Genomic DNA, 15,154 nt, shown 5'->3' with positions numbered 1-15,154 from the left:
GTTATCAATTATTAATTCAAGCGTTTAAAGGTGGAATCGGTTTACCGATCCGACCGTAGAAATCCGCAACAAACAGCTCTAATTTACCCTGTTCAATGGCCTCGCGTAAACCCGCCATCAGGCGTTGGTAGTGACGCAGGTTATGAATGGTGTTCAATCGGGCACCCAGTATTTCGTTGCAACGATCGAGATGATGCAAGTAGGCGCGGCTGTAATTGCGACACGTGTAGCAATCACAGTCTTTATCCAGCGGAGAAGTATCATCCTTGTGCTTGGCATTACGGATTTTTACCACACCGTCAGTCACGAACAGATGACCGTTACGGGCATTACGCGTTGGCATCACACAGTCGAACATATCGATACCGCGACGCACGCCTTCAACCAGATCTTCCGGTTTGCCCACGCCCATCAGGTAGCGTGGCTTATCTTCCGGAATTTGCGGGCAAACATGTTCAAGAATGCGATGCATATCCTCTTTTGGCTCACCGACTGCCAAGCCGCCCACAGCGTAACCATCAAAACCGATATCCACCAGCCCTTTTACTGATACATCACGTAAATCTTCGTAAACACCGCCCTGAATAATGCCGAATAAAGCGTTCTTATTATTCAGTTCGTCAAAACGCTGACGGCTGCGCTGCGCCCAGCGCAGGGACATTTCCATCGAGCTCTTGGCGTAGTCCCAGTCTGCCGGGTACGGCGTACATTCGTCGAAGATCATGACGATGTCGGAACCCAGGTCATACTGGATTTCCATCGATTTTTCCGGGCTGAGGAACACTTTATCGCCGTTAATCGGATTACGGAAATGAACGCCTTCTTCTTTAATCTTGCGCATCGCGCCCAGGCTGAACACCTGGAAGCCGCCGGAGTCGGTGAGGATCGGGCCATGCCACTGCATGAAATCATGCAGATCGCCATGCAGCTTCATGATCTCCTGCCCTGGGCGCAGCCACAGGTGGAAGGTGTTGCCCAGCAGGATCTGCGCACCGGTCTCTTTCACTTCTTCCGGCGTCATGCCCTTTACCGTGCCGTAGGTGCCGACCGGCATAAAGGCTGGGGTTTCCACCACGCCACGTTCAAAGATCAGGCGGCCACGGCGGGCGCGGCCATCGGTTGTGTCTAATTCGTACTTCACAAAGCCTCCAGCATCAGAGAAACAGTCTGATGTCGTTAAAACAGGGTTGCGCCAGATGCGCAGCCCAGGAAATCAGGCGCCGACGGACTCTTGCTCCGCCTGCGGGTTACGGCTGATGAACATCGCATCGCCATAGCTAAAGAAACGGTACTGCTCGGCCACCGCCTGCTGATAGGCATGCATGGTGTTTTTATAACCGGCAAAAGCGGAAACCAACATAATCAGCGTCGACTCCGGCAGGTGGAAATTGGTCACCAGCGCGTCGATCACCTGATAGTGGTAACCCGGGAAAATAAAGATGCTGGTATCGCCGAAGAACGGGGCAATTAATGCCTCTTTGCTGGCGTTGGCGGCGCTTTCCAGCGATCGCACCGAGGTGGTGCCGACTGCTACCACACGCTTGCCACGCGCTTTGCAGGCCAATACTGCGTCAACCACGTCCTGCGGCACCTCTGCGTACTCGGCATGCATGACGTGTTCTTCGATAGTTTCCACCCGTACCGGCTGGAAGGTGCCCGCGCCCACGTGCAGGGTGACAAACGCCATCTCAATGCCCTTCTCACGCAGTGCAGCCAGCAGCGGCTCATCGAAGTGCAGCCCGGCGGTCGGTGCCGCCACGGCGCCCGGTTTCTCGCTGTAGACCGTCTGATAAAGCTCACGGTCGGCGTCTTCGTCCGGACGGTCGATATACGGCGGCAGTGGCATATGGCCGACGGCATTAAGGATAGTGAATACGTCGCGCTCATCATTAAAGCGCAGTTCGAACAGCGTATCGTGGCGCGCGACCATAGTCGCGGCGATGCTTTCGTCGTCACCCAACAGCAAGTCGGTGCCCGGCTTGGGAGCCTTCGAGGCGCGTACATGCGCCAGCACCCGGTGATCGTCCAGCACCCGCTCAACCAGCACTTCAATCTTGCCGCCGCTGACCTTGCGGCCAAATATGCGCGCCGGGATCACCCGGGTGTTGTTGAACACCAGCAGATCGCCGGCTTCCAGGTTATCCAGCAAATCGGTGAATACGCCATGCTTAAGCTCCCCGCTCGGCCCGTCCAACTGCAGCAGACGGCAAGCGCTGCGCTCAGGTTGAGGGTAGTGGGCAATCAGGGACTCGGGAAGTTCAAACGAAAAATCGGCGACGCGCATGGCTCTATTCACTTCTTCAATATAGGACGGGTTGGTAAAAAACAGGCGGCCTAGTCTAAAGCTGCGGGCGGTCAGCGGCAAGAAATAAGGAGGATTTGCATGACTTCAGGTATAGTTGCCGGATGAATTTTCTCGCTCATCTCCATTTAGCCTCACTGGCGGAAAGCTCGTTGTTGGGCAATCTGTTGGCCGACTTCGTGCGCGGCAACCCCGCAGGCGAGTACGATCCCGCCGTGGTGGCCGGCATTATGATGCACCGCCGCATCGATGTTCTGACCGACAGTCTGCCGCAGGTAAAGGCCTGCCGCGCGTATTTCTCTGATGAGCACCGGCGCGTGGCCCCCATCACGCTGGACGTGGTGTGGGATCACTTCCTGGCGCGCCATTGGCAACAACTGGAGCCCTCTCTCAGCCTGCAGGGGTTTACCCAGCACGCCCGCAGCCAGATCGTGCCGCATTTAGCGCTGACGCCACCGCGTTTTCAGAATTTGAACGGCTATTTATGGCCGGAACGCTGGCTGGAGCGCTACGCCGAGCTGCCGTTTATCGGCAACGTGCTGGCAGGCATGGCCAGCCGTCGTCCGCGCCTTGCCGCACTGGCCGGTTCTTTCGCCGACGTGGAACGCAACTATCATCAGCTTGAAACACAATTCTGGCAGTTTTACCCGCAGATGATGGAGCAGGCCAAAGACAAGAAGCTGTAAGGTCAAGCCAAAGCCATTGAAAATGCGATGCTTTACAAGAAATTGCTTTTTAAGCCTTGCCCTTTTATGGGAAAAGGTTATTTTTAAAGACTGCTAAATTTAATCATCGACTTTGATAGGTGAAAGCTATCTCATTGATTGGTCTTTTACCCTTTCTTCACCAAGTCGTGGCCCCTATACTGGCCCTTGCTTTTACATCAACCCCTTAACACCTATTACAGGAGTAATTATGGTCCTGGTAACTCGTCAAGCCCCTGACTTCACTGCAGCTGCCGTACTCGGCAGTGGCGAAATCGTAGAAAACTTCAACTTCAAGAAGCACCTGAACGGCAAACCAGCCGTCCTGTTCTTCTGGCCGATGGACTTCACCTTCGTATGTCCTTCTGAGCTGATCGCTTTCGATCACCGCTATGAAGAATTCCAGAAGCGTGGCGTTGAAGTGGTTGGCGTTTCATTCGACTCAGAATTTGTCCACAACGCATGGCGTAAAACCCCAGTCGAGAATGGCGGCATCGGGGAAGTGAAATACGCAATGGTTGCTGACATCAAGCGTGAAATTCAGAAAGCTTACGGCATCGAGCACCCAGAAGCAGGCGTTGCCCTGCGTGGTTCTTTCCTGATCGACAAAGACGGTGTGGTTCGCGCTCAGGTTGTTAACGACCTGCCAATCGGCCGTAACATCGACGAAATGATCCGTACCGTTGACGCGCTGCAATTCCACGAGCAACACGGCGAAGTTTGCCCGGCTCAGTGGGAAAAAGGCAAAGCAGGTATGGGCGCATCTCCGGACGGCGTAGCTAAGTACCTGTCTGAGAACGCTTCCAAGCTGTAATTTCAGCCTGCAAGTGTATCAACCGGCCCTCGCGGCCGGTTTTTTTTTGCCCTTTTTTAGGGCAGCCGCCTCCATTGTGTGCTTCATTTCCTTGTTTCCGCTCACATTTACCCGGCTGTTCTCCGCGCTATCCCTGAACTCTGACTAGTATCAATAACGCTGGCCCGCTCTTTGCACAGCTGGAGAGGCAAGCCAAACACAATAAGAAAACTGACAGGGTAGGAATAACTATGTTTTTACAAAAATGGAGCAAACCGCTGACCATGGCGGCGCTGCTGGTCAGCAGCAGCCTGTATGCCGCATCCAATCCGGCGGTCGAAGCCAAAAACGGCATGGTAGTGACATCGCAACATCTGGCCTCGCAGGTCGGCGTGGATATATTGAAACTGGGCGGCAATGCAATTGATGCCGCCGTAGCCGTCGGCTATGCGCAGGCAGTAGTTAACCCTTGCTGCGGCAACATTGGCGGCGGTGGTTTTATGACGGTGCACCTGGCCGACGGCACCGACACCTTTATCAACTTCCGTGAAACCGCGCCGGCAGCGGCCAGTGCCAATATGTATCTGGATGCCGCAGGCAACGTGAAGAAAGGCGCCAGCCTGTACGGCTATCTGGCTGCAGGCGTGCCGGGCACCGTGTTGGGCATGGAAACCGCACGCAAAAAATACGGCAAACTGAGCCGCGAGCAGGTGATGGAGCCGGCAATCAAACTGGCACGCGAGGGCTTTGTTTTGACCCGTGCCGATACCGATATCCTCGATACCACCATCGCGCGCTTTAAACAGGATCCAGAATCTGCCCGGATCTTCCTGCGCCCGGACGGCACGCCGTTGCAGCCGGGCGATCGCCTGGTGCAGAGCGACCTGGCCAATACGCTGGAGGCCATCGCCAAAGACGGCCCGGATGCCTTCTATAAAGGCAAAATTCCACAGGCGGTTGAGGCTGCCGCCAAACAGGGCGGCGGCATCCTGACCGCAGCCGATTTCGCCAATTACAAAGTCACCGAAACCCCACCGATTACCTGCAGCTATCGCGGTTATAAATTTGTTTCGGCCCCGCCACCCAGCTCCGGCGGCGTGACGCTGTGCGAAATCCTCAACGTGGTTGAAGGTTATGACCTAAAAAGCATGGGCTTTAATTCGGCGGCGGCCATCCACACCATGACCGAAGCCATGCGCCATGCCTATATGGACCGTAATACCTACCTCGGCGACCCGGAGTTCATCAAGAACCCGATCGACAGGCTGGTCAGCAAGAGCTATGCCGAAGAGATCCGCAAGAAAATCGTTGCGGACAAGGCCACGCCGTCTGAGAACGTGCAGCCCGGTATGGAACCCCACGAGAAGCCGGAAACCACCCACTACTCGATTGTCGATCATCAGGGTAACGCCGTCTCCACCACCTATACCGTCAACGGTCGTTTTGGCGCGGTAGTGATCGCCCCAGGCACAGGTTTCTTCCTCAACGATGAAATGGACGACTTTACCGTCAAAGTGGGGGAGAAAAACCTCTACGGGCTGGTGCAGGGAACCGCCAACAGCATTGCCCCCGGTAAGCGCCCACTATCGTCAATGAGCCCGACACTGGTGACCAAAGACAATAAAATCTTTATGGTACTCGGCTCGCCGGGCGGGTCACGCATCATCACCATCACGCTGCAGACCGCACTGAACGTGATCGACCACGGCATGGCACCGCAGGAAGCTGTCGATGCGCCGCGCATTCACCATCAATGGCTGCCGGATGAGGTTTACTACGAACAGCGCGGGGTTTCTGCCGATACGCTGAAAATCCTCAGCGGTATGGGTTACAAAATGGTTGAACAAACCCCCTGGGGCGCAGCCGAACTGATTCTGGTTGGCCTGCCAGGTGCGGCAGGCGTCAGCCCGGCTAACTCAGGCAATGACTCTGCGGTGTCCGGCAAGGTGCGCGAAGGCTACCTGTACGGTGCCAACGACGTTCGTCGTCCGGCCGGTTCCGCCGTAGGTTATTGATCTGACTGGGCGTGTGAACGCCCACTAACTTATCCAGGGGCCGGAAAATCGGCCCCTGTCAGCCTTACCCTACCCGCCGCCACAGGCTCACCGATTCCTCGCCCAACTGCAGCGAGATCGCGCTCAGCTCATTATTCAACTCACCGTCCCCTTCCAGACGTTGCCATTGGCCTGCCGCCAGCAGCGGGCTGTGCGGCAACGTCACTTTGCCGCTCCCGCCACGTTGTAACGCCACCAACACCTGTTCCTGCTGATAGAGACGCACAAATATCAGTGTTTCTGCCGCAGCATACAGCACCTGACAGCCGCCGCGACGCAGTGCCAGACTCTGTTTACGCAGTGCTGCCATGCGCTGGCACAGGGCCAACAGGCTGTGATCCCACTGGCTTTCGTCCCACGGGAAAGGCTTGCGGCAGAACGGATCGTTGGCACCATCCAGGCCAATCTCGTCGCCGTAATATAAGCAAGGCACACCGATCCAGCTCATCAGCCACACCGCCGCCATGCGCATCCGCGCCTGATTGCCCTGCAGCAGTGTCAGAAAGCGCGCAGTGTCATGACTGTCCAGCTGGTTGAACTGAATCAACTGGCGGCCATGCGGCAACCCGGCCCGGTAGTCGTCCATCCATTGGGCACAGTCCGCCGCATCCATCTGCACCGGGTGGTGCGCCACGTCCAGCCCGGCGAGGAATCCCCGCACCGGCAGAGCGAAGCCCATGTAGTTCATCGCGGCATCTTCCACACCGGCATGCAGCCAACGACGCGCATCGCCAAAATGCTCGCCCAGCACGTAAGCCTGCGGGTTTTCCTGTTTAACCGCCTGATAAATGCCCGCCAGATGTTGCAGGTTGCCGGTGGCGCCGCCGTTTTCACCCAGCATATGCACCACGTCCAGCCGCCAACCGTCAATGCTGTACGGCGGCCGCAGCCAGTGACGCACCACGCTACCGTCGCCGCGATAAATCGCCTCTGCCACCTGCGGCTCGGCAAAATTGAGCTTTGGCAGGCTGGCATTGCCCTTCCAGTCGAGCGCGCGGCCATCGGGGTAGAAATTGAACCAGCCGCGGTACGGTGAATCCGGGTGATGGCAAGCACCGTTATCACCTTGCTGGTGGCGGTCAAACCACGGATGCGAATCACCGGTATGGTTAAACACCCCATCCAGCACCAGTTTCATTCCCACCTTGTGAGTACTCACTCGCAAACGCTGCAGGGCGGCGTTACCGCCGAGATAGGGATCGACCTGGTAATAGTCTTCGGTATCGTATTTATGCACGCTGGGTGCGGTAAAAATCGGATTCAGATACAGCGCCGTCACGCCCAGCTGCTGTAGATAAGGCAGTTTTTGGCTAATCCCCTCCAAATCGCCACCGTAGAAGGTGGACGCGGCATGGTGGTCTTCCAGCGGATGCTGCCAATCGTGGCGCACTACATCGCAACCGGCCGCATGATGACGATAGCTGCCGCTCTGAATGCCATGTTCCCCCCCGCTACTGGCAAAGCGATCGGGGAAAATTTGATAGAAAACCTGATCCGCCACCCAGGCTGGACTGCTGTCGGGCATATCGATAGCAAACTGTGTCAGTTGCCCCGGCGGCGTCACCGACCAGCCCTGGGGGCCGAACCATTGCTGACGATCGGCCCAAACCAGCTTGAAGCAGTAACGGCGGGTCGGCTCGCCCTCATTCAGCGTCAGGCTGGCCTGATAGCGATGCAGCCCGTCAATCTGCTGCACTTTCATCGTCAGCAGCCATTCTTCGTTATCCGGTTCGGCACGTAAAAATACCCGTTCGGGTAAATCATCCCCCTGTAACCACAGCGTGATATCAAGGCGCTGCCCCTTCTTCACCACGAAGGGCGGGACCGGTTGGTGCCAGGCGTTAAGCATGACTTTCCTCCTGCTGTACAAAACGAAATCGACGACGTTATTCAATGCCACGAACAATGCCACGTTGAGTGCCAGTCCCCCTCCTCTCTGGCCGGTAAACTCGGGGAGGAGCCGGGGGGTGGAGATAGTCAGTCAGCGGCAAGCCTATGTAAAAAAGGGTAAAAAGACGCACATTATGGCCCGCAGCCATTAGGCTAACGTGTTTTGAGTGTATTGGATATTTTTTGCACATTTTTTAAAGGAGCGGTAATGCAACAACAGATAACCCTGTGGCTGGAGAAGTTCGGGCTGGAATTTAGCGGGGTGATGTCTCTGCTGATGGTGCTGGGGCTGATCGCCCTGATTTCGGTGGTGATCCATCTGGTGCTGCACCGCGTGGTACTGAAGGCGATCCAACGTCGTGGTCAGCAATCGCAGCGCGTATGGCAACAGGCAATCACTCAGTACAAGCTGTTCCAGCGCATGGCGCTGTTACTGCAAGGGGTGATCATTAATTTGCAGGCGGTGCTGTGGTTGCACGCCGGCGGTCAGACCCAGGCAATTATCGTCACCGCCGCCCAGGTGTGGATCATGGGCTTCGCCCTGTTGTCGTTGTTTTCCCTGCTGGATACGTTGTTGGCGATGCTGCGCCAAAGCCCGATTTCAAACCAGTTGCCGTTGCGCGGGATTTTCCAGGGGCTGAAGCTGGTCGCGGCCATTCTGATTGGCATCATGATCGTCTCCCTGCTGATGGGTAAGTCACCTCTGCTGCTGCTCAGCGGTCTGGGGGCGATGACCGCCGTGCTGATGTTGGTGTTTAAAGATCCGATCCTCGGTCTGGTGGCCGGCATTCAGCTTTCCGCCAACGATATGCTGACCATTGGCGACTGGCTGGAGATGCCGAAATACGGCGCGGACGGTGCGGTCACCGACATCGGCCTGACCACGGTAAAAGTACGCAACTGGGATAATACCGTCACCACCATCCCGACCTACGCGCTGATCTCCGACTCCTTTAAGAACTGGCGCTCAATGTCCGAATCCGGCGGACGTCGCATCAAGCGCAGCATCAATATCGACACCACCAGCGTGCATTTCTTGTCGGATGAAGAGCAGCAACGGCTGAACCGCAACCCGCTGCTGCAACGCTATCTGAACGATAAAACGCAGGAGTTAAGCCAACATAACCAGCAGATTGCCGTCGATCTCAGTTCCCCTCTCAACGGCCGCCGCCTGACCAACCTCGGTACGTTGCGCGCTTATCTGGTGGCGTATCTGCGCGCCCACCCGAATATTCATCAGAATATGACGCTGATGGTGCGCCAGCTGGCACCGCTACCGGAAGGATTGCCACTGGAGATTTACGCCTTCACCAACACCACGGTCTGGGCTGAATACGAAAGTATTCAATCGGATATTTTTGACCATATTCTGGCGGTGATTAATGAATTCGATCTGCGGGTGCACCAAACGCCAACCGGCAACGACATGCGCAGCATGCTTAGCCAAATGCGACAAACGGCGGAGATTTCCTGACGCAGGCTGACGTAACTGTTTCAGCCGGTAATGACTATCAACCCAGGGGCAACGGATGTCTCGGCCCGCTTTTCTTTCGGCCTAAAAACAGCGTTAATGCATTGATTATCGCTCGCTGAAGGAAAAGAGGATTGCTGAAACCATTACGCCACCGGCTGTTCGCCCTGTTGGCCGCCCTGATGTTTGTCGGCTGCTTGCACAATGCTTCTGTGGACGAAAGCCGTATGAGCCAAACCTTGCAGCCGGCACTGAGTACCCTGAGCCGCAACATGCAGGATATCCGCGAGATGCTGGCACGCGCAGCAGGTGAAGAGAAGGAAGATCAATTGAATGACGGCAGCCTGCGCATCGAAGCCCGAGCTTCCGGCGACGATGAGCCCGAGGAAAAACGTTAAAAAAACACCGGCGCATGGCCGGTGTTTTTATTTTTAATCCTGCTGCTGCGCCAGCACCGCCAGCTTCTTCTGGTGGTTAAGCTTGAAGTAGTAACCCGCCAGCAACACCACGACCCAGACCAGACCGGCGTACAGTGATACGCGGGTGGTTGGGAAGTAGCCAATCAGACCGATGATAAACACCAGGAAGATGATCGCCACCACCGAGGTAAATACGCCGCCGCGCAGCGGGAAGGCCAGGTTTTTCACCTGCTCTTTGCTCAGGCTGCGACGGAAGGCAATCTGAGAGAACAGGATCATGATCCATACCCACACGGTGGCGAAGGTCGCCAGAGACGCAATCACCAGGAACACGTTTTCCGGCATGATGTAGTTGAGATACACCGCCAGCAGCAGTGCCAGCATCATCACCACTACCGTGACCCACGGAATACCGCGTTTGGAGACCTTGCTGAATATTTTCGGCGCGTGGCCCTGTTCGGCCATGCCGTGCAGCATGCGGCCAACGCCAAATACATCGCTGTTAATCGCGGACAGTGACGCGGTAATCACCACAAAGTTAAGGATACCCGCCGCCACGGTAATACCCATGTGCTGGAAGGTCAGCACGAACGGACTGCCGCTGGTGCCCACCTGGTTCCACGGGTAAATCGACATGATGACAAACAGCGTACCGACGTAGAACACCAGGATGCGCCAGGGTACTGAGTTGATGGCCTTGGGAATCGAGGTTTTCGGATCCTTGGCTTCGCCGGCGGTGATACCGATAATTTCGATACCGCCGTAGGCAAACATCACCAACTGCAGCGACAGGATCATGCCAATAAAGCCGTTACTGAAGAAGCCGCCGTTAGACCACAGGTTATGGATACCGGTCGGCTGACCGCCGTTGCCAATCCCCCAAATGATGATGCCGATACCGGCAGCAATCATGATGATGATGGTGGCCACTTTAAAGAATGAGAACCAGAACTCCAGCTCACCGAACACCTTCACGCTCATCAGGTTGATGGCACCAATCACCAGCACCACGCTCAGCACCCAAATCCAGTGCGGGACCTCAGGGAACCAGACGCCCATATAGATACCAAAGGCGGTAACATCGGCAATGGCGACAATCAGGATCTCAAAACAGTAGGTCCAGCCGGTGATATAGCCGGCCATCGGGCCAAGGTAGTCCTGCGCGTAGCGTGAAAACGAACTGGCCTGCGGGTTGTTGACCGACATCTCGCCCAGCGCACGCATGATGATAAAGGCAACGATGCCGCCAATCAGATACGCCAGCAAAACGCTTGGGCCGGCCATTTTAATCGCGTCCGCCGAGCCGTAGAACAGACCGGTGCCGATAGCCGAACCCAGAGCCATAAAGCGAATGTGACGCGTGCTGAGACCGCGTTTCAGCTTATTGGCCGCGGGGGCGGCGGGTGACTGTTGTTGCATGAAAATAACCCGTGGTTTTTAAACGTAAAAAAGCCACGGACAAGTCCGTGGCCCAAAATTTAGCCGGGGAATCAGGAGTGCGCGGTCACTTCGGAGCGCGTACAAACCCGGTCATAAATCGCGACCAGCACCAGCATCAACAGCGACGGCGGCAACCATGCCAGTCCCTGATCCGCCAATGGCAGGTGATTGGTCCACTCCGGCAAAAAGTGCTGGAAGGTAGACGCTTTCACCGCGTCAAGGATACCAAACAACAGGCTGACTAACATCACCGGCGCAATGATACGCGGTGCGCTGTTCCACCAACGCAGGGTGAAACTCAGCACCACCAGCACGATGCACGGCGGATAAATCGCGGTCAGCACCGGGATAGAGATCTGGATCAGATGGCTCAGGCCCAGGTTGGAAACCAGCATCGAGAACAGCCCCAGAATGAACACCAGCGTCTTGTAAGAGAACGGCAGGTATTGGGCAAAGAACTCGGCGCAGGCACAGGTCAGGCCGACCGCAGTTACCATACAGGCGATGAAGATCAGCGCCGCCAGGAAGAAGCTGCCCAGCCCACCGAAGGTATTCTGTACGTAAGCATGCAGGATCACCGCGCCATTGGTTGCATCAGGCACCAATACGCCGCTGCCGGAACCCAGCTTGAACAGGCTCAGGTAAACCAGCGTCAGGCCCACCCCGGCGATCAATCCCGCCAGAATGGTGTAACGCGTCAGCAATTTGGCATCTTTCACGCCACGGGAACGCGCGGCGTTAACAATGACGATGCCGAATACCAGCGCGCCCAGCGTATCCATGGTCAGATAGCCGTTAACGAAGCCGGTAGAGAATGGAACGTTCTGATAAATCTCGGTCGCCGGAATTGGCGTACCTGCAGGCCAGGCCAGCGCGGCGATGCCGAGCGCGCCCAACGCAACAATTTTCAGCGGTGCCAATACGTGGCCCACGGTATCGAGCAGGCGGCCCGGATACAGAGAAATGGCGATCACCAGGGCGAAGTACACCAGGCTGTAAATAAACAGCGGCATGGCGCCATCACCGGTCAGCGGTGCAATCCCCACTTCGAAGGAGACGGTCGCAGTACGCGGGGTAGCGAACAGCGGGCCAACAGCCAGATAACAGACGGTCGCCAGCAGCAGACCGGCGCGGCGGCCAATCGGCGTGCTCAGGGCGTCAATACCGCCACCGACGCGTGCCAGCGCAATCACGGTCATCACCGGCAGACCGACGGCGGTGATCAGGAAGCCGATAGCTGCGGTCCAGACGTGATCACCGGACTGTAAACCGACCATCGGCGGGAAAATGATATTCCCGGCGCCGACGAATAAGGCAAAGGTCATAAAACCCAATGCGATAATATCTTTTGACGTTAAACGATGACTCATACGATGTCGTGTTGCCTGTTCAAATGAAAAAAAGTGCCCGATACGTGGTGGCGTTATGCCCCACCCGGTTGCCGGCTTGCCATTTCATCGCGAGACCAATAAGAGCAGAAAACGCATAACGTCCGGCGTTTTGTCCTTATTCGAAAGTGACCACTCATGATGATGGGCAGAGTTTTAAGAGTTATAAATGGAGGTTTAGTCCGACAACGGAGGCTAAGTTAAACGTTTATAGCGTTGAAAGGCAAGGCGCATGACAGAAAGCAGAGTTATAGACCAGATAATCTTTCGGGGCCAGTCGATCATAGTGGCTATCAATAAATATACAATACATGATTTGTATCATTTTTGAGCGACACATTCACAAAACGTGAAGCCTAAGGCGAATGACCGCGCGAAAACGCCAATAAACAGCCAATTTCCGCGCGGTCTGGACGGGATTTTCGCCGTTACCAAACCTGTCGGGCGATGTTCACCACGCTTTGCAGTTTATTCCACTGCTGTGATTCACTCAGGCTGTTGCCCTCTTCGGTCGAGGCAAAACCGCACTGGGTGCTGAGGCAAAGTTGGCGGCGATCGACAAATTGCGCAGCCTCCTCAAGACGCTGTTTCACCTGTTCAGGATTTTCCAGTTCGCCGTTTTTGGTGGTGATCAACCCCAGCACCACCTGCTGTTTACCCGGTTTGATAAAACGTAACGGCTCGAACCCGCCGGAGCGCTCATTGTCGTACTCCAGGAAGAAGGCATCGATATTCACCTGACCAAACAAGATCTCCGCCACCGGCTCATAGCCGCCTTCGGAGATCCAGGTGGAGCGGAAATTGCCGCGGCAAACGTGTAAACCAATGATCAGATCGTCCGGCTTGTCGGCGATCGCTGCATTCAACACATCCGCGTAAATACGCGCCAGACGATCCGGATCTTCTCCGCGCTCGCGGATCTGCCGCCGTTGATCGTCCGAGCACAGATAGGCCCAAACGGTGTCATCCAGTTGCAGGTAGCGGCAGCCGGCGTCATAAAACGCCTTGATCGCGTCGCGGTAGGTCTGCGCCAGATCGTCAAAATAGGCGTTCAGATCCGGGTAAACCTGGCTGTCTATGGCCTTGCGCCCGCCGCGAAAGTGCAGCACGCTTGGGCTGGGAATGGTCATTTTCGGCACCGCATCACCGGCGGTCGCCTTCAGGAAGCGAAAATCTGCCAGCATCGGGTGCTGCGGGTTAAAACCCAGCTTGCCGACCACCTTGATACTGCGCGCCCGGGTTTGCACGCCGTTGAACTGGATCCCCTGCTCCGCGTCATAACCTTCCACGCCGTCCAGCCCTTCCAGAAAATCAAAATGCCACCACGCCCGACGAAATTCGCCGTCGGTCACCACCGCCAGGCCAAGATCTTTCTGTTTGGCCACCGCCAGACGGATCTGCTCGTCTTCAACCGCACGCAGTTGGTCAGCATTAATTTCATCCCGCTGGAACTGTTGGCGAGCGGTTTTCAGCGCCTCAGGGCGCAACAGGCTGCCGACAACGTCAGCGTGAAAAGCGTGATTGCAATCGCACATATTATGACTCCCGGTGGCAGGCAAAAGATCGGGCCTTTGCCTCAGTAATTTACGGTGTGAACTATTACGCTGGGTTACAATAGACATCCAGACGTCTAGAAATCCAATAAACAGCATGCTGTCATATCGACTGCCGGGCAGCAATAGAAGAAATTTCATCGGTAGTGAGAGAAATTCATGTTGGGCGCGTGGCCGCACCCCGGGAGAAGTTTATTTCAGGCCTAATGCCAGGCGGGTTTTCTTCAGGGTGGCCGACGGCAGCGGCAGATAGCCGTCGTGGTTCACCAGGTTTTGTCCGGTATCGGACAGCACACGATCGAGAAATGCGGCGGTCAGCGGCTCCAACGGCTGGTTGGGGGCTTTGTTGATGTAAATGTACAGATAGCGTGACAGCGGGTAGCTGCCGTTGCGCACGTTGGTGTCATTGGGGATGACATAGTTTTCGCCGGACTCCGCCAGGGGCAACAGCCGCACGCCGCTGGCACGAAAACCGATGCTGGCGTAGCCGATACTGTTCAACGAACCGGCCACCGCCTGTACCACCGAGGCCGAGCCGGGCAATTCATTGACCCGTGGCATAAAGTCACCACCACACAGCGCACGCAGTTTGAAATAGCCGTAGGTACCGGATGCCGAATTGCGACCAAAGCGCTGTAGAGTGCGCTGCTGCCAATCGCCGCTCAGCCCCAGTTCTCCCCAGCGCGTCAACGGTCGGTTTTCGCCACAGCGTAGAGTCGCGGAGAAAATCCGGTCAAGCTGTTGCAGGTTAAGACCACGCAGCGGGTTGTCCTGATGCACCAGCACCACCAGCGCATCCACCGCAACCGGTACTGCCAGCGGTGCATAGCCATAACGGTGTTCGAAAGCCGACACCTCTGCCGCTTTCATCGGGCGGCTCATGGGGCCAAGCTGCGCGGCACCTGCCGCCAATGCGGTAGGCGCGGTCGAGGAACCTGCTGCCTGGATCTGCAAATTAACGTTGGGGTAATGCTGACTGAAGTCCTGCGCCCACAGCGCCATCAGATTGGCCAACGTATCGGAACCGACGCTCGACAGGTTGCCGGACAGCATGCCATCCGGCTGCGCTAACGCGCCACGGCTCGCCAGCAGCGCCAGGCAAAGCAACAGCCCTCGGGTCATTCGGTTCATACCAGCCTC

The 15,154-nt window shown here is 56.3% G+C and carries 12 protein-coding genes; 5 read left to right on the top strand and 7 right to left on the bottom strand.

Going from position 1 to position 15,154, the window contains the following annotated elements; translation table 11 throughout:
• Positions 1–16 precede the first annotated feature (16 nt).
• The gene (gene tgt / locus NHG65_RS04990) at positions 17–1,141 is read right to left on the bottom strand and encodes a tRNA guanosine(34) transglycosylase Tgt (RefSeq protein ID WP_085115431.1); all 1,125 of its coding nucleotides are present in this window, start codon (positions 1,139–1,141) and stop codon (positions 17–19) included.
• Positions 1,142–1,213: 72 nt separating this feature from the next.
• The gene (gene queA / locus NHG65_RS04985; RefSeq protein WP_207976272.1) at positions 1,214–2,284 is read right to left on the bottom strand and encodes a tRNA preQ1(34) S-adenosylmethionine ribosyltransferase-isomerase QueA; all 1,071 of its coding nucleotides are present in this window, start codon (positions 2,282–2,284) and stop codon (positions 1,214–1,216) included.
• A 122-nt stretch (positions 2,285–2,406) separates the two neighbouring features.
• On the opposite strand from queA, the gene NHG65_RS04980 reads away from it, so the two are divergent.
• From NHG65_RS04980 to ggt, 3 genes are all read left to right on the top strand, one after another.
• Positions 2,407–2,988, top strand: coding sequence for an ACP phosphodiesterase (locus NHG65_RS04980; RefSeq protein ID WP_099062305.1), 582 nt, complete (start codon positions 2,407–2,409; stop codon positions 2,986–2,988).
• Positions 2,989–3,217: 229 nt separating this feature from the next.
• Entirely contained in the window at positions 3,218–3,820 is a 603-nt protein-coding gene (locus tag NHG65_RS04975; protein WP_012005499.1) for a peroxiredoxin C, read from the top strand.
• A 230-nt stretch (positions 3,821–4,050) separates the two neighbouring features.
• On the top strand, positions 4,051–5,814 hold the full coding sequence (gene ggt / locus NHG65_RS04970) for a gamma-glutamyltransferase (protein WP_283602662.1): 1,764 nt from the start codon (positions 4,051–4,053) through the stop codon (positions 5,812–5,814).
• A gap of 64 nt (positions 5,815–5,878) precedes the next feature.
• Here ggt and malZ read toward each other — a convergent pair whose 3' ends face one another.
• Positions 5,879–7,702, bottom strand: a complete 1,824-nt coding sequence (gene malZ, locus NHG65_RS04965; protein ID WP_261415397.1) for a maltodextrin glucosidase — start codon at positions 7,700–7,702, stop codon at positions 5,879–5,881.
• A 249-nt stretch (positions 7,703–7,951) separates the two neighbouring features.
• Between malZ and NHG65_RS04960 the strand changes: the two genes are divergently transcribed.
• Entirely contained in the window at positions 7,952–9,217 is a 1,266-nt protein-coding gene (locus NHG65_RS04960) for a mechanosensitive ion channel family protein (protein WP_413502073.1), read from the top strand.
• A 131-nt stretch (positions 9,218–9,348) separates the two neighbouring features.
• On the top strand, positions 9,349–9,612 hold the full coding sequence (locus NHG65_RS04955) for a hypothetical protein (RefSeq protein WP_099062310.1): 264 nt from the start codon (positions 9,349–9,351) through the stop codon (positions 9,610–9,612).
• A 33-nt stretch (positions 9,613–9,645) separates the two neighbouring features.
• Here the strand turns inward: NHG65_RS04955 and proY are convergent, their stop codons facing one another.
• From proY to NHG65_RS04935, 4 genes are all read right to left on the bottom strand, one after another.
• Positions 9,646–11,052, bottom strand: a complete 1,407-nt coding sequence (proY, locus tag NHG65_RS04950; RefSeq protein ID WP_099062313.1) for a proline-specific permease ProY — start codon at positions 11,050–11,052, stop codon at positions 9,646–9,648.
• Positions 11,053–11,123: 71 nt separating this feature from the next.
• Positions 11,124–12,443 carry a branched-chain amino acid transport system II carrier protein gene (brnQ, locus tag NHG65_RS04945; protein ID WP_261415394.1) on the bottom strand — a complete coding sequence of 440 codons (1,320 nt, stop codon included), beginning with the start codon at positions 12,441–12,443 and terminating at the stop codon, positions 11,124–11,126.
• A 446-nt stretch (positions 12,444–12,889) separates the two neighbouring features.
• Complete coding sequence (locus NHG65_RS04940) at positions 12,890–13,996, bottom strand: cobalamin-independent methionine synthase II family protein (protein WP_099062315.1); 1,107 nt, start codon at positions 13,994–13,996, stop codon at positions 12,890–12,892.
• Between the two features lie 210 nt (positions 13,997–14,206).
• Complete coding sequence (locus NHG65_RS04935; protein WP_099062316.1) at positions 14,207–15,145, bottom strand: PstS family phosphate ABC transporter substrate-binding protein; 939 nt, start codon at positions 15,143–15,145, stop codon at positions 14,207–14,209.
• Positions 15,146–15,154 lie beyond the last annotated feature (9 nt).

Source organism: Serratia myotis, from assembly GCF_027474885.1.
Lineage (GTDB): Bacteria > Pseudomonadota > Gammaproteobacteria > Enterobacterales > Enterobacteriaceae > Serratia > Serratia proteamaculans.
This window is presented reverse-complemented; position numbering and strand designations above follow the sequence as displayed.